Raw genomic sequence first — 22,790 nt, 5'->3', positions numbered from 1 at the left:
TAACAATCAATTTTTTAAATCTTAATTTTAGGGGATATATAATTAATTTTATTCCGAATTAAAAAACTAAAAATTTATTATTATGGAAAACAATCCTCATGCAAGTGCTCCACAAGGAAAAAACTTCGATATTAACGAAAGTGCAGCTAAATGTCCTTTTTTAAGTGGAACCGTTAAACAAACTTCTGGTGGTGGTGTAAAAAATCGTGACTGGTGGCCAAACGAATTAAAATTAAATATTTTACGTCAAAATGCATCAAAATCAAACCCAATGGGAGACGATTTTGATTATGCAGAGGCCTTTAAAAGTTTAGATTATAATGCATTAAAAAAAGACTTAACAGCTTTTATGACAGACTCTCAAGATTGGTGGCCTGCAGATTATGGGCATTATGGAGGATTAATGATACGTATGGCTTGGCATAGTGCAGGAACATATAGAGTTGGAGATGGTCGTGGTGGAGCAGGAGCAGGAAACCAACGTTTTGCACCAATTAACAGTTGGCCAGATAATGGTAATTTAGATAAGGCTCGTTTATTATTATGGCCTATAAAACAAAAATATGGTAACAAAATTTCTTGGGCAGATTTAATGATTTTAGCAGGAAACTGTGCCTTAGAGTCTATGGGATTTCCAACATTTGGTTTCGCAGGAGGTAGAGCAGATGTTTGGGAGCCTGAGCAAGATATTTATTGGGGAAGTGAAACAGAATGGGGAGCAAACGAAGAAAGATATAAAGAAGGTGATTTAGAAGATCCATTAGCAGCTGTAATGATGGGTTGGATTTATGTAAATCCAGAAGGACCAAACGGAAATCCAGATCCAATGGGTTCTGCACATGATGTGCGCGAAACCTTTGGTAGAATGGCAATGAACGATGAAGAAACAGTAGCTTTAGTTGCTGGAGGTCATACTTTTGGTAAAGCGCATGGAGCAGCAGATCCAAATAAATATGTTGGTAAAGAACCGCATGGTGCATCTATTGAAGAAATGAGTACTGGTTGGAAAAATTCTTACGGTACAGGTGTTTTAGATGATACGATTACTAGTGGTATTGAAGGTGCGTGGACACCAAATCCAACACGTTGGGATGCAGATTATTTTGATGTATTATTAAATTACGATTGGGAGTTAACAAAAAGTCCAGCAGGCGCACACCAATGGAAACCAACTGAAGCTTCTAAAGCTAGACAAGCACCTATGGCTGGTGACGCTAGTAAAAGACAAGATTTAATGATGACGACTGCAGATATCGCTTTAAAAACAGATCCTAAATATTTAGAAATTTCTAAACGTTTTCATGCAGATCATAAAGCTTTTGAAGACGCTTTTGCACGTGCTTGGTACAAATTAACACATCGTGATTTAGGTCCAACATCACGTTATTTAGGACCAGAAGTACCACAAGAAGAGTTATTATGGCAAGATCCAATTCCAACTGTAAATTATACTTTAAGCGATGCCGATATTGAAACATTAAAAGGTTTAATTTCAGACTCTGGTTTAACAGTATCGCAATTAGTAACTACAGCTTGGGCTTCAGCCTCAACATTTAGAGGATCTGATAATCGTGGTGGTGCAAATGGAGCACGCATTGCTTTAGAGCCACAACGTAGTTGGGAAGTTAATAATCCAGAAGAATTAAATAAAGTACTTTCGGTTTTAGAAGGTATTAAAAATGAATTTAATGGTGAAGTTTCTTTAGCAGATTTAATAGTGCTTGCAGGAAATGTAGGTGTAGAAAAAGGATTAAAAAATGCAGGATACAATCATACAGTAGAGTTTACTCAAGGAAGAGGTGATGCTACGCAAGAGCAAACAGATATAGAGCAGTTTGGATATTTAGAGCCATTAGCAGATGGTTTTAGAAACTATATTAAAGATAATTTAAAAATTGCTGCTGAAGATTTATTGGTAGATAAAGCTAATTTACTAACACTTTCGGTACCAGAATTAACAGTTTTAGTTGGTGGTTTACGTGTGTTAGGTGCTAATTACGATGGTTCTAATTATGGCGTATTTACAGACAACGTTGGAAGCTTAACTAACGATTTCTTTAAAAATATATTAGATTTTACTTACACTTGGAAAGCAACATCTGAAGACGATAGATATTTTGAAGGAAGAAACCGTAATACAGGAGAACTTAAATTTAAAGGCACAAGAGCCGATTTAATTTTTGGATCGAATACAGAGCTTAGAGCTATAGCTGAAGTTTATGGTGCAAGTGATGGTCAAGACAGATTTGTTAAAGATTTTGTTGCTGCTTGGACTAAAGTGATGAATTTAGATCGTTTTGACGTGAAATAATTCAGGTTAACATATAATTTAAAGGAATGTTTTTTACCTAAAATTCATTCCTTTTTTATTGTAAAAAATCATTTAAATGAACTTATTACAGCTCTAAAAAAAACATAAGAAAAATGGATAACATAGATAAAGTATTTAATAGTATTAGAAATAAAGATAACGCAACATTAAATACACTTTTAACCGAAAACCCAAAATTAGCAGAAGCTAAAGACCAACGTGGATTTACACCATTAATTTTGGCAACGTATTTTGATAACGAAGCTGCAACTAAAACTTTAATAAAACATAATGCACCAATAAACGACAAAGATGCTTCTGGTAACACTGCGTTAATAGGTGTTAGTTTTAAAGGAAATGTAGAATTTGCAAAGCTTTTAATTGAAAATGGAGCTAATTTAGATGAAGTTAATAATAATGGCACAACAGCGTTAACTTTTGCTACGCAATATGATAAAGTTGAGATTGTAAAATTATTACTTGACCATGGCGCAGATATTACTATAAAAGACAATGACGGTAAAACTGCTTTAGATTACGCTCAAGATAAAAAGTTTACAGAAATAGTTTCTTTATTAAAATAATTAAAAACATTGCATTAAAAAAAAAGACACTTTTATAATAAAGTGTCTTTTTTTATTCGATTATTTTTTAATTCTTATTTTAAAAATTCAATTAATGGTTTAATAAAACTATCAAATTTTTCAATATGTGGTAAATGTCCAACATTTTCAATTTCTACAAGCTTTGCATTTGGTATTGCTTTTTGTGTGGTTTTACCTAATTGGCTGTATAAACCCATTGTTTTTCTCACGTCTTCGCTAACTAATGGTTTTCCTAAAGCTGTACGGTCTCTGGTTCCAATAATTAATAGAGTAGGAGCTGTTATATTTTTAAACTCGTACACCACAGGTTGTGTAAAAATCATATCGTAAGTTAAGGCGTTGTTCCATGCAATAGTTTTATAGCTTGAATTTAAAGTCCAACCTGCTAATAAGTTTACCCATTGGTCGTATTCTGGTTTCCATTTATTATCATAATAATTAACCAATTGGTATTTTTTAATGCCTTCGTAACTTTTTTTAAGCTCGTTTGCATACCACCATTCTGCAGGTTTGTAAGGCACTTTTAGTTTCCAATCTTCTAAACCAATTGGGTTTTCTAAAATAAATTTATCGGTAGTTTCTGGATACATTAACGCAAACCTTGTGGCTAACATGCCTCCCATAGAATGTCCTAAAATTGACGTTTTATTTACACCTAAAGTATCTAACAAGGTTTTTGTGTTTTGTGCTAATTGCTGAAACGTGTAATGAAAATGTTCTGGTTTACTAGATTTGCCAAAACCAATTTGGTCTGGTACAATAACACGATAACCTTCTTTCGTTAACGCATCTATAGTCGTTTTCCAGTAAGCACCATTAAAGTTTTTACCATGAAATAATACAATGTTTTTACCATTGTAGTTTTCTGGTTTAACATCCATATACGCCATTTCTAAGTCTTGGTTCTGTATGTTTAACTCTAAAGTAGAAACCGGAAATGGATATTGGTAATTAGATAATTGTATATCTAACCATTGCAATTGGTCTGTTTGTGCAACGCTTAATTGTGTTGCTATAATCACTAAAAAGAGTGTTATTATTTTTTTCATGAATCTGTTTTTTTATTACTAACAAAATTACCCAATTTAGTACTTTGTTTACCTTAAAGATTTGCTAAAGTTTGAAAGATTACTGTTACATTTTTAATTTTTTAAGTCGAAAAAAAGCTACTGTAAATTTACAATAGCTTTTACTTTATTAATCTTATTGAGGTCTGCTAGAAAACACCAACCAATTTACACAAGCTAAAATACAGGTGTTTGCAATACCTAAATATACAATTGGCCAACTAAAACCAAACCAGTAAATTATAGGAATCCAATAGGTGAAAATACTCCAAACCGACGACATACAAATAGGACATTGAATTATAGGTTTTCTTAAGTATTTATTCACTTTGTACTGTGTATATTCTTTGTGAAATTGTATACCAGTTTCCGTTAAGGTTATCACAATATTTGGATCAATACGTTTTATGCGTTCGTTTAATAAATTCATAAACGCTACAAAATCACTATCCTTTCTAGTTAAAAGTATTTCAGTATTAGAGGTTTTAAAATCTATTTCAGGTAGTTGTACACGAATTTTTTTAACTAGTGCTTCCAAAAAATCAGCTTTAAAAAACACAATCTCTTTGGTAGATTTCATAACCCTTTTTTTAAATGGATATAAAATCATTTCACTATCATAATCTTTTCCGTTAGGCATTTTTTCTGTTCCGCCTTTTGCCGAAATCCATACGCCAACCATAAATAGCGATTCTATTAAAAGGTAACCTAAAGCTGCTAAAATGGTATAAAAATAAAAACTTGCTTCCATAATTTTAAATGTTTTAAAGATGAAAAAGAAGCTTTGTTTTAAACCAATAAAGCTTCTTTTGTAAACCTAGTAACCTGTTTTTAATTAAGCTACTGTATAAATTCTTACCTCTGGATTTTCCTGTAAATACGGTTTTAAACCAGTTACCACATCGTTAGTAAATAAGGCTGTTGTTAAGTAATTTTGCGCATCTTCTGTGGTTTTAAAACCATGTAACACTTGTACATCTTCATCTCTAATTAAAAGGTCTTTAGATGTTGCTCCTGTAACGGTTTCTAAAAATGGTGCTTTGTATTTGCTGTACACAGCTGCTGCGTTTGCTCTGTCTGCATCGTTTATTTTAAGACTGATTTCTAAATATGCTTTTGTCATTTTAATTTATTTTAATTGTTATTAATTTTTTAATTTCTTCCTGCCATTACGCCTCCATCAATATCCCATATTGCACCTGTAACCCAAGCACTATCTTCGTCTAATAAAAAGGCGATTGTTTTGGCAATGTCTTGAGATGTTCCTACGCGTCCAATAGGATGAAAATCGTTAAAACCTTGTAAAGTTTCTTCAATTTTATCTTCTTCTATAAACGAACCATAAATTGGTGTTACCACTACTGCTGGAGATACTGCGTTTACACGAATATTACTTTCTGCTAACTCCATTGCTAAATGTTGTGTTAAGCTATGTAAACCTGCTTTAGCCATAGAATATGCCGTAGATGGTGTGGCTTTTATAGCTTGTTTTGCCCACATAGATCCAATATTTACAATAGAACCACTACCATTGTTAGCCATTACTTTGGCTGCTTCTTGTGTGATAAAGAAAAATGCTTTGTTGAAATTATGGTAAATATCATAATCTGCTTCAGTATGTTCTAAAAAAGGTTTCGGACTAAAATAGCCTGCCGAATTTACCAAGTATTTTAAATTAGGTAGGTCTTTAGATATTTTTGAAGCAAATGCTTTTACTTCATTCATATCAAAAAGATTTACTGCTTTGGTTTTTACATTCCCAAAAGTTGCTAATTCTGTTTTAGCAGTGTCTAGATTTTTGTTGGCTCTACCAACAATAGTAACTTCAATACCTTTTTCAAGTAAAAGTTGTGCTGTGGCTTTTCCCATTCCAGTAGTTCCTCCAATTATAAGTGCTTGTGTTTTTTCCATGATATACTTTTTTTAATTACACTGCAAAGTTCAAGATAACTCCAGTAGTATACGATGGACAAAAACGAAAAGGAATGGTACTTTTAGGAAACGGACTTCCTAAAGCCTAAAGGCGAGAGGTTTGTGTGTTTTTTAAAGTATTTTACAAAATACGACGGATCGTCAAAACCTAAACGATAGCCAATTTGGTTCACGTTTAAATCGGAATACAATAACAAACGTTGCGCTTCTAGCACAATACGTTCTTGTATTATTTGCGATGGTGTTTTATTTAATTGCAAATTAGTAAGATCAGACAATGTTCTGGAAGATATAAATAGCAGTTTAGCATATTCTGAAACCGAAAGTCCTTTGGTGTAGTTTTCGTCAATAAGATTAATAAACTTTATAAGCTGTAATTTTTTATCGTCAAATATGGTATTAGTTTGTTCTTCGGTTTGCTCGCAGGCTTGTTTTACACGTTGTATTTGTATAAGAAATGCTTTTAAATACGATTTTAATAATTCTTCTTTACCAAATTGGTCAGGATTATTAAACTCGCGTTTTATTTGCGCAATATACTCTTCAAATATAATAGCAGTTGGTTTTTTTAAAGGACAAAGTGGTTGTAGGTACGGATTGTTAAAAAGGTTACACTTTAAAAAAAAGTCGGTTTCATTGTCTTTTTGCACAATAAAAGTCTCATTAAAATGCAATAAAATACCTTGGTAATTAGTATTGTCATCAAAATAATGCACTTGGTTTTTAGCGACAAACAAAATAGTATTATCGGTAACATCGTGTGCTTTTAAATCTATAAAATGTTTTCCGTTACCTTGCTTAAACCAAATAACTTGAAAATAACTATGTATATGTGGTTTGGTAGTATGGCCTTTATGTTTGGTAATATATTCGTTTAAATCGTGTATGGCTAATTGTGGCTTATCTGGTTGATGCCTGTTTAAATGATATTCTATAATTCTATTTTCGGTATTTGTATTTGCCATACGTACAAAGTTACACATTTAATGGTGTGTGTGTTAGTCTCTTTTAGGATTGGTTGATTACAGTTTGGGATAATATTTTTTATAGGTTTTTAATATGGCGAGAACTAGGAATAAATTATTTGAGGCTTTAAAAAAAAAAATTTTAGGTCTGTTTCAATTTATTTCTTTCATATTCAAGGAAGTCTGAATTTTTATATAATTTTTTCTCTCGAATTAATTTAATTACTTCATCTTGTGGCATATTAGATGGAATTAATTTCTCTAATTTTCTTATTGCAGAACTCGGAATTCCGAATTCAGACAAGATTGTAAGATTTTCTCTTAGAAATTCATTTTCAATTAGATTGGTGTAGAAATTATAGTTTCCAGCTCTAAGACCTTTCTCATTACATACAAATTCTTGAATAGAATTAATCACAGATAACCATTTCGGAATTTTATATTGAAACCAGTGTTTTTGTATTTGAAAATTAGACATTATAACTTCTTCCATAATTTCTAATTCACTTTTAGTACTGTAACGTTTTCCGTAAGACATTTTGTTTTTTACTAATTCAGTACTGTCATTATCTTTGTTGGAATTATAATACTCTACGCACTCTAGGATATATTCAATATCTGAGTTTATTAAACGTCCAAGGCTTTGATGAAAACCATAGTTGAAAGTTTTATTAACTAATCTACCAATTCCAAGTGACTTTGATTCTCCTTTTTTCATTAAGAATTTCCAACCAAGATTTAAGCAATATTTTAGTTGTGCATAATTAGGGCTTCTTGTCCAAGTAATTAAATCATAATTGGAAACAATATCCTCTCTTATGGTTTCAATAATGTTTCTTTGACCATTAACTTGAACTCCATTTTTTATAATAACTTCTTTCTCATTAAAAGGAATTTGTTTGATTCTATCATATTGCTCTGAGTCAGTATTTTTTATTTCATCCTCTTCTAAATTAATCAAAACTTCATCCGAAATTGGATTTTGTTCAAAAAACGGGATATCAATGATTACTTGCTCATTTGGTGGAATAGGATTAAAGTTGAATATTGTTCCTGTGTAATGAATCATTAATCTTCCAGCACGACCTTTTATATTTGAGTAATCGAAATAATCAATTAGTGTATTATGACCTTTTGTTTTGTCAAAAAAGATTATGTTTTTAGCACTTGTGTTTACACCTTCAATAATAGTTGTCGTGCAAAAAAGATAATTTAAATTACCGTTATTAAAATAGTCGATGACAGAGGAAGTTATATGTTTTTGTAATGCACCATCGTGAATCCCAATTTTATTTTGCAATAGTTTTATTAAACTCCAATCTTTAGATATATTTTCTGTTATCCATTCAATAATGTCAAGGTCTTCAGCTAATGTGTCTTCTATCTTGCTTATTAGAAATTGACAGAATTTGTTAGAAAGATATCTAACTCTTCCAGGTGATGAGCAATAGATAATAGATTGATTTTGTTTGTTTTTTAAAAGTAAATTGAATAAAATATCTTCTTTATATTCTTTAAATTTTATTGGTCTGTCAAATTTTTCTTTATGTTCAGTGTATATGTCAATTGTTTTAACATCAACAAGTGAAGATTTAGTTTTGTAGAAAATTGCATTATATTTTTCTACAAATCCTTCTGAAATATTGTCAATGTTTGGGCCAAGCAAATAAAATTTACTATTGAATGTTTTTAGAATATAATGAAGTGCATTATTTAATGAATCGGCTCTTTCATCATCTCTTTGAGAACTTAGTTTATAAAATTCATCAATTATTATAAATTCTATATGTGGAAACTCTTTATATTCATTAACTCTCTCAGCAGTAAATAAATAGATGTTTCCTTTATCTAACGACGGTTCTTGTGAAGTTCGAACAATTATTTTGTAATTTTCATCATATTTTCTCAATTTTCGTCTAGTTTCATCAAGTAAAGCTAATGTAGGTTGTATAATTATTAAATTCTTGAATTTATTTGATGCTACAAATTCTTCAATTAATAGACTTTTTCCAAAACTTGTAGGTGCACTAACCACAACATTTTTATCTGAATTTAAAAGTGACAAAAGATGTTTTTGGTCTTCGTGAAGATATTTATCTAAATAATCAGAATGATGATAAACTTGACGGATTAATGAATCTGTAGAATCTAATTGTAAATTTTCTTTAATTAGATAAGGATAAAAACCCACTGCTTCTATCAAATCTGTTAAAACATTATTTAAAGAAGGCTCAAATTTGTCTTTATCTTCGAGAATATTTACAATAATTTTTTGAGCAGATGTTTCATTCTCAATAATTAATTGAGAACATTTTCTATAAATATTAAAAGTTTCTTCAAAATTAAAAGATTCTTTATTTCGAATTTCTTGTAGTATTTCTTTTATCATTCTCCTAATTTTTGAAGAGATGATAGTTTATTATGCAAACCTTTTACTAATTCATCCTTATTCTGAACTGGTAATAGAATTAAAATAATATTTAATTTAGTTTTTAATGGATGGTTATTATTATCATCAAAATATTTCTTTAATTCTTTCATTTCATCTAAATATTCATTGATAAAAGTTTGGTCGTTTTCATCTGAATGGCTTATAAATAAGTCAGAATTATAAGTACATAATAGCGGAATATTAATGGAATCGAGTTTGTCTATTAGTTTTGTAGATTTATTCATTAAATCCAACCAATATTCCTTTTCTGGAATATTATCCCAGTATTTTTGTTTCTTGGAAACAATTAAAAATTCATCGTTTAGATAATCACTTTTAAAGTGTTCTTCTATATCTTGAATCAATTTTTTAACTCCTAATTTTCCATTTTTGTATAGCTTTGATTCTCCGAGCCATAAAGTTTTTGTGTTTGGTTCTATATGAACTGCATCAAACCCGTGAACTGTAGCTCCAAAAGAATCTTTGAAATATATTTTAGATAATAATGGGATTGTGTTGTGAAAATCTCTCAGTAGTAGATGTAATATTAATTCTCCAAATTCACCTCTTCTCAGGTACTTATCTTCTAAATCATCTTCTATGGTTCCATTATTATAAATATCTTTTACTTTTTGGAAAGCATCAATTTTATAGATGGATTGAGCAGCTTCTGTGAGTTTACTTAATATTTCGTTGTTAGGTGTATCTTCTCCTTCGTGGAACCCAAATGCAAACTCAATTATTACATCAGATAGTTTATTAATTAAGTGTTTGATTCGATATTTTGATTCTCCATTGTCATCAATGTCAAAGCCTACCAAAAAAGTACTTAATTCAGTATCATTTATTTTATGAGTAATTATTTTTTCAGAGTTAAATGGTGTACTCATAGTTTTTATAATGTCTCCTCATATTTTATGAATATGAAATTCATTTCTAATATATTAATTAATAGCTCCTACGAATTTACCAATTTCAATCAAAACTCCAAGAGAATTTCTGTTTTAGTTTTCTACTTTAAAATATTCAATTCAAACCCTTAAAACCAAAAAACCACCAAGCTTTCGCTAAGTGGTTTTCTTATTAATGTATGTTTGGCTTTGCCTGATTTCTCTTCGTTATTGATAAAACAAAGTATCATAAGTCAATCCTTCAAAAAACATTAGCGCATCTCAAATAACTCTTGATGAAATTTTGAATTAAATCCATTTTGTTTAAAGTCTCTTTTTATTGATTTTCCCATTTTTGAGGGACCACAAAACCACACACTTGCAGTTTTCCAGTTTAAAACAGAATTTAGGATATGTTCTCCTGAAATTAAAGCAGATTTAGAGGTTTCAAATACATGTAAATTGATGTTGGCTTCTACTGAGACTTGCTTTAACTTTTTCTTAAAATCTGCATCTAATTTAAAAGCAGAGTAGAAAAAATCAATTTTTTGCTTATTATCCAGTTGTGCTAAACGCTCCATTCTGGCCAAAAAAGGCGTGATACCTACACCACCAGCTATCCAAATTTGATTTTCTTTTTGGTCGTTAAAAGTAAAATTGCCATAAGCACCTTCAAGCACTATGGCATCGCCTATTTTTAATTTATTAGACAAGTTATTAGTGTATCTACCAAGCGCTTTAATTGTAAAGCTAATATTTTTGGTTTTTGAATTCCAAGCCGAACTGATTGTAAAAGGATGGTGTGGCTCTTTTTTTTCAAATTTTAAAAATGCAAATTGACCTTCGTTATGTCCTTTCCATGTATCGCTTTTTACTATTAATTCAAACATATTCATTTCGGGATATGTGTTAATGGACTGAATAGTACCTTGAGACTTTTGTTTTTTGCCCACTCGACCTAAAAGAACAATACACGAAGAAACGGTTCCTGCTATCATCATAACTGCCATAGTTATACCAATGGGTTCCGTCCAATAATCGATATACATTAGTGCAAAAGCATGAAAAACTAAGGCTAAATAAATTACTGCCATTGCAATGTGTGTTTTTGCAAAAAAACGATAAGGTATCTTTTTTAGCAAGGCCATAATTAGAAACAGAACTGTTAAATAAAAAGCATACTCACCAACTTGAATACCAGGAGATTCCAGAGATTCTAGAAACGTTTCAAATGCGCTAGGTTCATTTAAAGACACAGTTGCACCAGAGATGGTATCTAAAATTATTTGTCTATCTAAATACAACCACCATTCTGGCAATTTTGCCACTAACCAGTGCATAATAGAAAATGAGAATGCAAGAATACCAAGCCATTTATGTAAGCGGTAAATTTTATCTAGTCCGCCTAAGCGTTTTTCAATCCACAGCGGACGTGTTGCCAATAGCATTGAAAAAGTCATAGCAGAAAAGGCAATAATTCCGGTATATTGATCTAAACTCTTGGTAAACAAGTTGGAATCAAACGGTATGTATATAAATGTATTTGTTAAAAGCCAAATTATTGTTATGGCAACAAATGGTATAACAAATGCTATTTTAATTCTTTTCATATTCAGTTACTAATACTATTGGCAATTAATATGGGTTTAAAAAAACACTTTTAATTAAAGTTCAATAATTACATCTTCTTTTGCCATTCGTGCTTTAGGCAATTTACGGTTGTAATCTTTTTCACCGTTATGATAACCAATAGCTAAAGCAAAAGTACATTCGTAATCATCTCCTAACTCTTTGGCAAATTCTTTTTTAATTTCATCTGCATCAACACCTTCCATTGGAGTAGAATCGATATTTAAGCGAGCCAATGTGTGTAATACGTTACCCAGTGCAATGTAAGATTGTGCTTTTGTCCAATGACTATTGTTTCCGTTTTCATCGGCCACCATTTCAGCAAATCCAAATGCTTTTGTTAGCATATTATCATACCCTTTTTGATTCATACGTCCAGCAGCCATGCTAGCGTCTAAGCGTTTTTTAAAATCTTCTTTGTTATAATGTATTTTATTTGCAAAAAGAATAATTTCTGAAGCGTTTGTAGCGTGTGGTTGATTAAATTGATACTTCTTGTTAAAAGTATTAGAGAAACGTTGTTTAGCTTCATCACTTTTAATTACGATAAATTTCCATGGTTGTGAGTTGATAGAGGAAGGTGATAGGCGCAATACTTCTTCTATTGTAGCCAAATCTTCGGCTGAGACACGTTTTGTTTTATCGTATGCTTTTGATGTATAGCGATTGCTTAAATCTTCGATTATTTGAGTACCAACAGAAGCTTTTGTTGTTTCTTCTTTTTGTGTACAGGCTGATAAAGTACTTACGACAACAGCCAAGATTAAAATTGTTTTTTTCATTATTTATTTTTTTAAATATTAATATTAGTTTTAAGATTACATTTTAAAAGAAGGATTGAAAATCCTTGTATATACTAACTACAAGTCCCTAGCTTTGCTGAGCTGTAAGGCTAATTATAAAAGTGACAAGAGTTTTAAAGTGATTAATTACTTACAAAATACTTTGGTTTTATGAGGCAAAAGTAGCAGGTAATATTTGTTAATGTTTGAATTTTATGACCAATTAAAGTCATCAAATGACGAATTGAACTCATCATTATTTTTGCCTTTTTCTAAGTTAAAATTGGTTATTTTGTATATAAATTGGGTTATGAATAAATATGTAAGTAAAATAATAGAAAATAAGTGGTCGCAAGAGCTGTTTATTTTACTTAGTTCTTTTGTGCTTTTTACCCTAAACGATTGGATATTAATTCATAATTGGCGAAGCTTATTTACAGGTTTTTGCTATTTTTTATTGCTTTACTTTCACGCACAAATTAATCGTGCATTTTTATTACCATTTTTATTAAAAAAGCAAAAACCGCTATTATATATTTTAGGAAGTATTGGGTTGTTGGGTGTTTTTACAGTAATAACGTATCATGCGGTTACCATTTGGATTTACCAAAACTGCTTTTTGTATAAATCTATTGCTCAAAAAAGCTACATGTACCAAGCCGGAACTTTAATGGTAAGTTTAATTTGTATTGTTTCTATTAGTTTAATATTCAAGTTTTATCGCAATAGTAAGCGAGAAGATAATGAAAAGCTGCTGAGTAAAAATGCACAGTTATCGTCTTTAAAAGAACAATTAAATCCGCATTTTTTATTCAATACGTTTAATACCTTGTATGGTATTAGTTTAAAATATCCAGATCGCGTGCCAGATTTAATTATGCACACATCGCAATTAATGCGTTACCAATTAGAATGTAGCGATGTATCTACTGTAGTTTTAGAGGAAGAAATTGAGTTTTTAAAAAGCTATATTGAGCTAGAAAAAGAACGCGTTGGTTATCGATGTGATATTAGTTTTAGTAGTTTTATAGATAAGCCAAATGCATACAAAATTGCACCAATGATGCTTATTGTTTTTGTTGAAAATGCCTTTAAACACGGAACCGCTTCCGCAGAAAAATGCGTCGTAAACATTTCAATAGAAGTAAAGGATGGACAGTTAACGTTTGTGGTGAAAAATAGTATTCCGAAAAAGAAACGAAAAATAGATTCGACTAAAATTGGACTTAAAAACACTTTAAAACGTTTGGCTTTAATTTATCATAACCATCATACCATTAAAATAACCGAAGAAGATGATTTTTTAGTTCATTTAAGTATCAACTTAACAGCGAAGCAAAATGACAAATAAAATTAAATGCATAATTGTTGATGATGAACCTGCAGCGCATTATGTGCTTTCAGACTATATTAGTAAAAACTCTTTTTTATCGTTAGAACATCAGTTATATAATGGGTTAGAAGCTATGGAATATCTTACAAATAATTCTGTAGATTTAATGTTTTTAGATATTGATATGCCAGAAGTAACAGGTATGGAATTGCTAAAAACATTACCTAATAAACCAAAAACCATTTTAACCACAGCGTATAGCGAATTTGCATTGCAGAGTTATGAATATGGCGTTATAGATTACTTGTTGAAGCCTATTTTTTACCCAAGATTTTTAAAAGCTATAGCACATTTTAAAGATAAAAGTGCTATTGAAAATGGATTGGAACCAAAAGAAGAAGTAAAAGACATCATTCTTAAAATTGGTAGCGATATGGTTTCTATTGTATTAGACGATATTTTCTTTACACAAAGCTACGGGAACTATGTAAAAGTGTACACTATGAAACGTACGTATGTAGCAACCATTACTACAACCGAACTTGAAAAGCAATTGCCATCAAGTTTATTTATTCGTTCTCATAAATCGTATATCGTAGCCATTAATAAGGTGAAAGCAATAGATAAAGACTGTTTGTTAGTTTCGCAAAGACATATTCCTATTGGGATTACTTATAAACGTGAAATAATGGAAACGTTAAATGATTTTGAATGAATATTATCTAGATTATGAATTAGATGGTACTATTTTTAATATCAATAAAACCCACAATACAGTTGTAAAGTGGGTTTAAAGTTTAAAAAATAAAGTTCTAGAATTATAAAAAACTAGCTCTAACTTGGGCAACTAATTTAGTACCATCAGGATCGGTTTTTGTTTTAAGGCTAGTAAAATCTTCAGCCCATTGTGAGGTGCGTATGCGTAAAGGTGGATTTTCGTTTTGCGCTACTTCTAAAACTACTTGTGCAACTTCTAGACCAGTTTGGTATACTTGTGTTTTACTTTCTTTTGCTCTTTGTTGGTTTCCTGCCATATATGCCTCAAAAATAGGAGCGTAGTCACCAGTTGCAAATTGTCCTTCTACAGCTGTTTTTTCTATTGCAGAAGACATAAACTCTGTTGAAATTCCGCCAGGTTCTACACACGAAATTTTAATATTAAAGGCATCGCTAACATAGGTTGCTAAGCCTTCCATAAAACCTTCTACTGCAAATTTTGCACCGCAATACAACTCATTAAACGGTTGCCCAACCAAACCACCAACAGAGGTAATACTAATTATTTGTCCCGATTTTTGTTTGCGCATGTGTGGTAAAACTGCTTGTGTACAATACACCACACCAAGGTAATTTACGTCTGTAACCCATTTAATTTCGGCTTCTGTAGCTTGCTCTGTAGTTTTTGCAAAACCTGCACCTGCGTTATTTAAAAGCATGTCTATTTTACCATCGTTTTTAATAATAGTGTCTACTGCTGCTTTTATAGTTTCGGTTTTTGTAACGTCTAAAGGTAATAAGTGAATGTCTAAATCATCCGCTTCTATTTGTTCTTTTAAAGCTGTTGCTTTGTCTAAGTTTCGCATGGTTGCATAAACCTTAAAGTTGTTTTTGGCAAATAGTATTGCACTTTCAAAGCCAACGCCTGTTGATGTTCCTGTAATTAAAATGTTTCTTTTCATAATTGTTGTTTATGTTGGAGTGAATGTTCATTCCAAATTATTATTAAATTTTTTTATGCTTTTATAGCATCCCAAAGTAAGTTAATTTGGTTATTAAGTGTTGCTTTTTTAGTTTCATTTTGGTTAAAATACCAACGTAAATACGATAGTATAGATCCACCAATAAACATAAGTAACTCTTCTACATTAATAGCTTTTATAATACGTTCTTGCTGACCTTTTACTAACAAACGGTAAACTTCTGTAATAGATTTTGTGCCTTCTTCTCTTGAGGTTTCGGTTATAATTGGAGAGGCTTGAAGCTGCTCCATAAATTGAAAATAAGTAGGATGTGCAATAAAAAAATCTATAATTGCTGCATAATAATTTTCAAACTGTGTTTTAATAGGTTTGCTGGCGTCAAACGCTTTAAAAACGTTAGTTTCTTGTTGTTTAATACTTACATATATGGCATTAATTAATGCCTCTTTATTTGGGAAATAGTTATAAATGGTTCCCATGCCAGTGCCTGCAGCTTTAGCAATAGCAGACATTGGTGTATTGTGTACGCCTTTTTTAGTAAGTAACGTAATGGCAGCAGATTGTATGGCTTCTTTTTTATTCACAGGTCAAAGGTATGTGTTTTGGAATGATTATTCCAAATTTTTAACTTTATTTTAGAATTAGGATACTTTTTGATTTATCATTTAAAGCAATTTTGTACAGTCTATAAAAATGGTAATAGTTTTATTAGCTTCATTTTTTCGCCAATGCATGTATAAATCTATAAAACGTACATTGTTTACCTTAAGTTTTGCTAAAGTTTAGTGGCTTATTAAAAATATAAACTATTAACATTAATTTTTAGTTTCATATACCATATCTACTAATTTTAGTTCTTTATAGTAAGCATCCATTCTTGCATAAGCAGTTCCGTCTACTAATAAAATTACTACCAACATTGTAATTGTAGTAATACTAATTGCTCTCCATGTTGGTGTATTAATAAAAATAATTAATAGAGCTGCAGCAATAATTATTATTGGAATGGCTTTAAAAACAACAGTATTATATTCTTTAAGTGTGGCTTCTGCACGAGTGATTTCAGATTTTACAAATGCTGGTGCATTAGTATTGTATGCTGTTTTAAATTGATTAATTCTTGATTTATTAGTAAAAAACAAACCAACTCCTATAGTTGTAAGTAGTATGCCTGCTACTAAGGTGGGTATAATATATGCTTTAGCGACATCTGTTTTTCCTAATTGCCAAAAACCAATACTTGCTGCAATAAATATGAGTCCAAACAGTATAAAAAAAGGTGTTGAAAATAGCTCGGCTTTTGCCCAATTTATTGATGTTTTTAATATATCCATATTTTTAAATTATTGTATTACTATTTTAGTTTTCTATCGTTAGTTGAATTATTATAAAAATTAATTCATTTTATATAATTCTCTATATTTTGTTGGGCTAATGCCTTCCTTTTTTTTAAATAATCTTGAAAAATACTGTGGGTATTCAAATCCTAATTCAAAAGCAACCTCCGAAATACTCTTATTAGGTTGTAATAAAATATGTTTTGCTTCATTAATTAAAATTAAATGTAAGTGTTCGGTTGTGGTTTTACCTGTTTCTTTTTTTAGCGTATCGCTTAAATAACGCTGTGAAACCGACATTTTATTTGCTATTTGTTCTATACTTGGAATGCCCTTTTCTTGTATTTGTCCAGATTCAAAATACGCTAATAATTGCGTGTTAAATTGTTCTAGCAAATTGGTTGATAATTCTTTTCTGTTCAAAAATTGTCTTTCGTAAAAACGGTTAGCGTATTTTAAAAGTGTACTTAGTTGAGAGATTATTATTTCTTTACTAAATTCATCTTGATTGTTTTGGTATTCAATTTCAATATTTTCCACAATAGACTCTATTTGCTTTTCTTCTTTTGGAGAAAGGTGTAACGCTTCGTTTACCGAATAAGAAAAGAATCCATATTTTTTTATTTGAAGTGCTAATTCTGTTCCTTTTAAAAAATCTTCATGAAAATTTATAGAAAATCCTTTCTGTTCAAAAACAACACTATTGTCCCATTGTAATACTTGCCTTGGTGCAATAAAAATTAAAGCACCATTTGTAAAATCGTAGTTTGTGCGTCCATAATTTAAATCGCCCTCCACATATTTTTTAAAACTTATGGAGTAGCAATCGTTAGTTATTGGTGGAGAGCTTTCTCTTGGACAAGGTAGGTAGCCATCTCCTTTTGAGTTAAAAACACTAAGCATAGGATGCTCTGGACTAGGCAGTTTTAGATAACTTAAATACGATGATAATGTTTTAAAATGTTGCATATTAATTTGCTAATATTTTAAGATTGACTTCTTGAACCTAATTTACTAACTATTTTTATAGGACCTTTTGGAAACCAGGTTTTTATTAAAAATTTTGGAATATTCCCAACAGGAATATAATCTGCATTGTAGGTGATTTTTGTGGTTGTATTATTTATTTTTTCGAATTCATAAATTACTTTATAAGTGGTCATTCTTTCAACATCTGCATTATTATAATCACTCTGCGTTGCATTTGCAGTAAAAATAAGTTTATTTTCTTTTTTAGTGCGATTAAACTTAATTACTATATCGCTATCTGCTAATGGCCATGGCGCATTAAAATAGTAGTAAGCTAGCCATTCATTATCTGATATTTTTTCAATTTCTTTGGTTTCTGGTGTACTTTCTAAAAAAAACTTGTGATTAGAAGTATTTGAAAAATAAGTATCTAATTCATCTAAGGTTACATTTGCCGTTGTTTCAGCAATATAGTAAAAATGAGTGCCTTGCTCTTCTTTTACCAAATCGTACTTTACTTTAGATTTACCATCTTTAGACTCTTTAATAGTCCAATTTCTATCTTGAGAGTTAACCAATAAAGAGGTTAATAATATAAATATTACACTAGTGAATTTTAATAAGCTCATTACTTTTTTATTTTATTTATTTAATATCTAGGTTTAAAAATTCCACTTAAAACCTGCTGCTTTTTCTGAAATATTCCAAAGTTTAGAGGCTACCGCTTTATCTTTAGCGTGCGGCTCTAATTTATGAGCGCCAACTGGTCCTGTCCAATTATTTCTGCCTGTTGGACCGTAAAATTTACTTTGGTCTAAATTTTCTTCTGTAGCACACATTAATTGAGGATAGGCACCTTTTTTTGCAGATTGAACAAATGGTGATAATTTCATAATTTGCCACACAAAACGTGTTAATAAACTTCCGCTTGTTTTAATTAAAGATGTTCTTGAAGCACCTGGATGACAAGCGTATGCTTTAACATGCGTTATATTTGCGGCTTTTAACTTGTCTTGAAGCTCGTAAACAGTCATAATTTGTGCTAGTTTACTTTGGCTATAAGCATCATTAGGTGTGTAATTTTCTTCCCAATTTAAATCATCAAATTTTATGGTTTTAATACCCATATTATATCCCATACTTCCTACAGTTACAATTCTTCCTTTTGATTTTTCAATAAGAGGGAATAATAAAGCTTGAAGCGTGAAATTTCCAAAATGATTTGTTCCCATTTGGCTTTCCCAACCATCTACAGTAAGTGTTTGTTTTGGTACTTGTGCAATGGCGGCATTACAAATTAATGCATCTATTTTTGGTACAGTTTTAATTACTTCTTGTGCAGCCTTTTTTACAGAAGCTTGTACAGATAAATCCATTTTTATGGATATTACATTTATATTATTGCCTAGTTCTTTTTTTAAGGTAGCAATGGTGTTTTCTACTTTTTTAGGATTTCTATTAAGCATGATAACTTTAGCTCCTTTAGATAACAATATTTTTGCTGCCTCAAATCCTGTACCACTTGTAGTACCTGTTATTACATATACTTTGCTACTTAAGTCTCCAATTCTGTTTGGAGTCCAGCCTTTTTTTCCAAATTGATTTGTATTCATTTATTACTTATTTTTTTGTTTAAAAGAATAAAACAAAGGTCGGATAGGATAGGAGTAAAGTTCTTATACACATTTTCGAATGTTGTATACTTTTTGGTTTTTGTATGTTTTTAAATTTTACTTATAAAAAAACCACCTAGTTTTCGCTAAGTGGTTTTAAGTTTTACTTTTTATAAATATTACAAAAAGTCCGCATTCATTTTAGTGATTATTGTAAAAGGTTTAATGCTATTTAAAGTTTTTGAATGGTAATTTGTTGTCTAATAGATGCTTGTATTCATGTATTTTGCAGAGTTTATAACTTTTTCAATAGTTTTATTAGCTTCATTTTTTCGCCAATGCATGTATAAATCTATAGTTTGGTCTAAATCTATAAAACGTACATTATTAAAATTTGAATGTTTAAACGAATTTGGTAAAATAGAAATACCAAGTCCTTTAGACACAAGATTTAAAATCATACCACCAAAATCTGATTCGATGCTAATTTTAGGTTCAAAACCTAATTGATTGAATAAGTTGCGTAATAAAGACGAAAAAAATGTGGTTTGATGCAAACCAGTAATTATAAAGTTTTCTTGTTGCAATTTATCAATATTATTAATGGAATTTTTATCTAGCCAATGGTTGTTAGGTACAGCAATACAAATAGGCTCGGTAGAAAGTTTTACAGTTTGGATATTTGTATGCTGTATATTATCGCGACTAAAGGCAATATCTGTATCGTAGTTTAGCAGTAGTTTTTGGTGGTTTTCATCGGTAAGCTCTGCTAATTCTAGCTTTAGGTCAGGTATATTAGTTTTAATTATTTCTAAAAAATTAGGTAGAAAACTAAAAGTTATAGAACCTGGATAGGAGATAGATACATATCCTGCATCGCCTTGATCTATTTTTTTTGCTTGACGCTGTATTTGGTCTAATTCACCCATGGTTTTTGTCCAATGCTTTTGCAGAAATTTACCAGCATCAGTCAGTTTTACATTTCTTTTATTTCTTTCGAATAGTGAAAAACCAAGTTCGTCTTCCAACGCTTGTATTTGTCTAGTTAATGAAGATTGTGAGATAAACATTTTTTCGGCAGTGTTCCAAAAATGAAGCTCTTTGGCTAAAACTAAAAAGTATTTTATTTGCTGTGTAGTCATAACAAATGCATTTTTTGCATTACTGAAACAAAAATATGTATTTTTTAGCAGTTTCAATCCTAGTTTCTTTGTGTAATATTTTTTTATAACCCGTAAACTGAAATAGTATGTTAGGAATTGAAAATTTTATAACCTTTATGGTTACTGCTTTATTATTTATAATGACACCAGGAATTGATACGGTTTTTGTATTAAATAAATCTATTGGTCAAGGTCGTAAATCTGGAATAGTGTCAGCAATGGGCATTAATACAGGTGTTTTAACGCATACGTTTTTGTCTGCAATTGGTTTAACGGTTTTAATTGCAAAATCTGCAATTGCCTTTATGGTGATAAAGTATATTGGAGCAGCTTATCTAGTCTATATTGGCGTAAAAAAGTATAGGGATACCTCTGTTTTATTTGCCGATAATAGTGTAAGTGAAATTAAGAATAGCTCTAAAACTGACTTTTGGTCTGGGTTTTTTACAAATTCATTAAATCCAAAAGTTGCATTATTCTTTTTGGCTTTTTTTCCGCAATTTATTACACCTTCAAAATTAGAAGATCCAGTTCCTTTTGTTTTATTGGGTGTTACGTTTGCAATAATTGGTGTGATTTGGTACGTGGTTTTAACGTTGTTTGCAAGTACGTTTTCAACTAAAATTAAAGGGCATCCAAAGTCAGGGATTTTGCTTAATAAAATAAGTGGATTTGTGTTTGTGTTAATGGGATTACAAATTGCATTTGGATAACAAAATAAATAAAAAAAAAACCACTAAGCTTTCGCAAAGTGGTTTTTTTATTAAATTTAATTGTATTAAATCTATTTATCAATAGAACCTAAAACACGTTTCATAAAGTTATTTACGGCTTCCTTTTTTGGTGTACCTTCTTTAATCATTTTGTTAACTTCAATTGCACCATACATATTAGAGATTAATTCTCCAATTACGTCTAATTCTTCATCTTTAAGAGAAGGAACTTCGGTTAAGGCTTCTAGAGTTTCAATAGTTTCAACAATGTAGTCTTCATCATTGTCTTCTATAAATTGAGCTAAATGTTTTATTACTGGTAATTTCATTGATAATTGTATTTGTTTTTCGCTTAAACGAAAAACGGATCTTTAAATTAAGCGACTTCGTTTACTAATTCTTTTAAAACGTCGAATTTATTTGTTTGTGTTTGGTTTACAAAATCTCCATTTTTAAAAGTAGCAAACGTAGGTAAATTATCTACTGTTGCTAATTTTCTAGATTCCGGAAATTTTTCCGCGTCAGCGATAACAAATGTTATATTTTCTAACTCACTAGCTAATTTCTTAACTTTTGGTTTCATAATACGACAGTTACCACACCAAGTTGCAGAATATTGCACAACAACTGTATCGTTAGCTGCAATTATTTCGCTTAAATTGTCTTGACTTAATTCTTGAACCATGATTTTTTAGTTTACGTGGTTTGCTAAGTACTCTGCAGTACCTAATCTATTTGCACTCATTGCGTCTTTACCTTCTTCCCAGTTTGCAGGACAAACTTCACCTTTTTCTTGTACGTGAGTTAAAGCATCGATAATACGTAAAAATTCGTTTACGTTTCTACCTATTGGCATATTGTTTACACCTTCGTGTTGTACAATACCATCTTCGTCTATTACGTAAGTAGCTCTATAAGTTACATTGTCACCTTCTACTGTTACAACTCCAGTTTCTTCGTTGTACTTTTCGTTAGTGATGTCTAAAATACCTAAAGTAGAAGCAAGGTTACGGTTAGAATCTGCTAATATTGGGTATGTAACACCTTCAATTCCACCATTATCTTTTGGTGTGTTTAACCAAGCAAAGTGTACTTCTGGAGTGTCGCAAGAAGCGCCAATTACAATTGTATTTCTTTTTGCAAATTCTTCTTTTGCAGCTTCAAAAGCATGTAATTCTGTTGGGCAAACAAAAGTGAAATCTTTTGGGTACCAGAATAATAATACTTTCTTTTTGTTATTTTTTGCTTCTTCAAGAACGTTTAATTTAAAGGTGTCACCCATTTCGTTCATTGCGTCTACATTTAAATCTGGAAATTGTTTTCCTACTATTGCCATTTGTTAAAGTTTAT

At 30.6% G+C, this 22,790-nt stretch carries 24 protein-coding genes; 5 read left to right on the top strand and 19 right to left on the bottom strand.

The genetic code is table 11. The features are described from left to right. The first annotated feature begins 82 nt into the window (after nt 1–82). Together katG and BWR22_RS09165 are read left to right on the top strand one after the other, a co-directional pair. Complete coding sequence (gene katG, locus BWR22_RS09170) at nt 83–2,311, top strand: catalase/peroxidase HPI (protein WP_198033371.1); 2,229 nt, start codon at nt 83–85, stop codon at nt 2,309–2,311. 113 nt (nt 2,312–2,424) lie between these two features. Next, a complete protein-coding gene (locus tag BWR22_RS09165) occupies nt 2,425–2,895 on the top strand; it encodes an ankyrin repeat domain-containing protein (RefSeq protein WP_076733388.1) in 471 nt (156 codons plus the stop codon). Nucleotides 2,896–2,969: 74 nt separating this feature from the next. Here the strand turns inward: BWR22_RS09165 and BWR22_RS09160 are convergent, their stop codons facing one another. The 9 genes from BWR22_RS09160 to BWR22_RS09120 form a co-directional block, all read right to left on the bottom strand. Further along, nucleotides 2,970–3,965, bottom strand: a complete 996-nt coding sequence (locus BWR22_RS09160; RefSeq protein ID WP_076733387.1) for an alpha/beta fold hydrolase — start codon at nt 3,963–3,965, stop codon at nt 2,970–2,972. 154 nt (nt 3,966–4,119) lie between these two features. After that, entirely contained in the window at nt 4,120–4,734 is a 615-nt protein-coding gene (locus BWR22_RS09155; RefSeq protein ID WP_076733386.1) for a hypothetical protein, read from the bottom strand. Nucleotides 4,735–4,818: 84 nt separating this feature from the next. Then, a complete protein-coding gene (locus BWR22_RS09150) occupies nt 4,819–5,106 on the bottom strand; it encodes a hypothetical protein (protein ID WP_076733385.1) in 288 nt (95 codons plus the stop codon). A gap of 29 nt (nt 5,107–5,135) precedes the next feature. Beyond that, on the bottom strand, nt 5,136–5,894 hold the full coding sequence (locus BWR22_RS09145; protein WP_076733384.1) for an SDR family NAD(P)-dependent oxidoreductase: 759 nt from the start codon (nt 5,892–5,894) through the stop codon (nt 5,136–5,138). A gap of 83 nt (nt 5,895–5,977) precedes the next feature. After that, nucleotides 5,978–6,898 (bottom strand): helix-turn-helix domain-containing protein, encoded by a 921-nt coding sequence (locus tag BWR22_RS09140; RefSeq protein WP_241828201.1) that lies wholly within the window; start codon nt 6,896–6,898, stop codon nt 5,978–5,980. Nucleotides 6,899–7,022: 124 nt separating this feature from the next. Beyond that, the gene (locus BWR22_RS09135; protein ID WP_156875592.1) at nt 7,023–9,269 is read right to left on the bottom strand and encodes a DEAD/DEAH box helicase; all 2,247 of its coding nucleotides are present in this window, start codon (nt 9,267–9,269) and stop codon (nt 7,023–7,025) included. Further along, complete coding sequence (locus BWR22_RS09130; protein WP_076733381.1) at nt 9,266–10,201, bottom strand: HamA C-terminal domain-containing protein; 936 nt, start codon at nt 10,199–10,201, stop codon at nt 9,266–9,268. The genes BWR22_RS09135 and BWR22_RS09130 overlap by 4 nt, the downstream gene beginning before the upstream one ends. A 272-nt stretch (nt 10,202–10,473) precedes the next feature. Beyond that, complete coding sequence (locus BWR22_RS09125) at nt 10,474–11,811, bottom strand: ferredoxin reductase family protein (RefSeq protein ID WP_076733380.1); 1,338 nt, start codon at nt 11,809–11,811, stop codon at nt 10,474–10,476. A 54-nt stretch (nt 11,812–11,865) separates the two neighbouring features. Further along, nucleotides 11,866–12,612, bottom strand: coding sequence for a nitroreductase family protein (locus BWR22_RS09120; protein ID WP_083678266.1), 747 nt, complete (start codon nt 12,610–12,612; stop codon nt 11,866–11,868). A 310-nt stretch (nt 12,613–12,922) separates the two neighbouring features. Here BWR22_RS09120 and BWR22_RS09115 point away from each other — a divergent pair, with 310 nt between their 5' ends. Further along, nucleotides 12,923–13,963: a sensor histidine kinase gene (locus BWR22_RS09115; protein WP_076733379.1), complete on the top strand. Its 1,041-nt coding sequence runs from the start codon at nt 12,923–12,925 to the stop codon at nt 13,961–13,963. Next, complete coding sequence (locus BWR22_RS09110) at nt 13,953–14,660, top strand: LytR/AlgR family response regulator transcription factor (protein ID WP_076733378.1); 708 nt, start codon at nt 13,953–13,955, stop codon at nt 14,658–14,660. The genes BWR22_RS09115 and BWR22_RS09110 overlap by 11 nt, the downstream gene beginning before the upstream one ends. A 103-nt stretch (nt 14,661–14,763) precedes the next feature. Here BWR22_RS09110 and BWR22_RS09105 read toward each other — a convergent pair whose 3' ends face one another. The 7 genes from BWR22_RS09105 to BWR22_RS09075 all read right to left on the bottom strand — a co-directional run bounded on the left by BWR22_RS09105 (nt 14,764) and on the right by BWR22_RS09075 (nt 20,706). Next, nucleotides 14,764–15,624, bottom strand: a complete 861-nt coding sequence (locus BWR22_RS09105; protein ID WP_076733377.1) for an SDR family oxidoreductase — start codon at nt 15,622–15,624, stop codon at nt 14,764–14,766. Between the two features lie 53 nt (nt 15,625–15,677). Then, nucleotides 15,678–16,229, bottom strand: a complete 552-nt coding sequence (locus tag BWR22_RS09100; protein ID WP_076733376.1) for a TetR/AcrR family transcriptional regulator — start codon at nt 16,227–16,229, stop codon at nt 15,678–15,680. A gap of 231 nt (nt 16,230–16,460) precedes the next feature. Next, nucleotides 16,461–16,979 (bottom strand): hypothetical protein, encoded by a 519-nt coding sequence (locus tag BWR22_RS09095; protein WP_076733375.1) that lies wholly within the window; start codon nt 16,977–16,979, stop codon nt 16,461–16,463. 60 nt (nt 16,980–17,039) lie between these two features. Further along, nucleotides 17,040–17,951 (bottom strand): helix-turn-helix domain-containing protein, encoded by a 912-nt coding sequence (locus BWR22_RS09090; RefSeq protein WP_076733374.1) that lies wholly within the window; start codon nt 17,949–17,951, stop codon nt 17,040–17,042. A 17-nt stretch (nt 17,952–17,968) separates the two neighbouring features. After that, nucleotides 17,969–18,580 carry an SRPBCC family protein gene (locus BWR22_RS09085; protein ID WP_076733373.1) on the bottom strand — a complete coding sequence of 204 codons (612 nt, stop codon included), beginning with the start codon at nt 18,578–18,580 and terminating at the stop codon, nt 17,969–17,971. Between the two features lie 33 nt (nt 18,581–18,613). After that, complete coding sequence (locus BWR22_RS09080) at nt 18,614–19,564, bottom strand: SDR family oxidoreductase (protein WP_076733372.1); 951 nt, start codon at nt 19,562–19,564, stop codon at nt 18,614–18,616. A gap of 260 nt (nt 19,565–19,824) precedes the next feature. After that, nucleotides 19,825–20,706, bottom strand: a complete 882-nt coding sequence (locus tag BWR22_RS09075) for a LysR substrate-binding domain-containing protein (protein WP_076733371.1) — start codon at nt 20,704–20,706, stop codon at nt 19,825–19,827. Between the two features lie 107 nt (nt 20,707–20,813). On the opposite strand from BWR22_RS09075, the gene BWR22_RS09070 reads away from it, so the two are divergent. Next, nucleotides 20,814–21,440 (top strand): LysE family translocator, encoded by a 627-nt coding sequence (locus tag BWR22_RS09070; RefSeq protein WP_076733370.1) that lies wholly within the window; start codon nt 20,814–20,816, stop codon nt 21,438–21,440. A gap of 71 nt (nt 21,441–21,511) precedes the next feature. On the opposite strand, the gene BWR22_RS09065 is transcribed toward BWR22_RS09070, so the two are convergent. The 3 genes from BWR22_RS09065 to BWR22_RS09055 are packed head-to-tail and all read right to left on the bottom strand — an operon-like array spanning nt 21,512 to nt 22,776. After that, nucleotides 21,512–21,769 carry a DUF6952 family protein gene (locus tag BWR22_RS09065; protein WP_076733369.1) on the bottom strand — a complete coding sequence of 86 codons (258 nt, stop codon included), beginning with the start codon at nt 21,767–21,769 and terminating at the stop codon, nt 21,512–21,514. Between the two features lie 47 nt (nt 21,770–21,816). Beyond that, nucleotides 21,817–22,125, bottom strand: coding sequence for a thioredoxin family protein (locus tag BWR22_RS09060; protein ID WP_076733368.1), 309 nt, complete (start codon nt 22,123–22,125; stop codon nt 21,817–21,819). A gap of 6 nt (nt 22,126–22,131) precedes the next feature. Beyond that, nucleotides 22,132–22,776 carry a peroxiredoxin gene (locus tag BWR22_RS09055; RefSeq protein ID WP_076733367.1) on the bottom strand — a complete coding sequence of 215 codons (645 nt, stop codon included), beginning with the start codon at nt 22,774–22,776 and terminating at the stop codon, nt 22,132–22,134. Between the last annotated feature and the right edge of the window lie 14 nt (nt 22,777–22,790).

The organism is Lacinutrix venerupis, assembly GCF_001971745.1.
GTDB classification, from domain to species: Bacteria; Bacteroidota; Bacteroidia; order Flavobacteriales; family Flavobacteriaceae; genus Lacinutrix; species Lacinutrix venerupis.
This window is presented reverse-complemented; position numbering and strand designations above follow the sequence as displayed.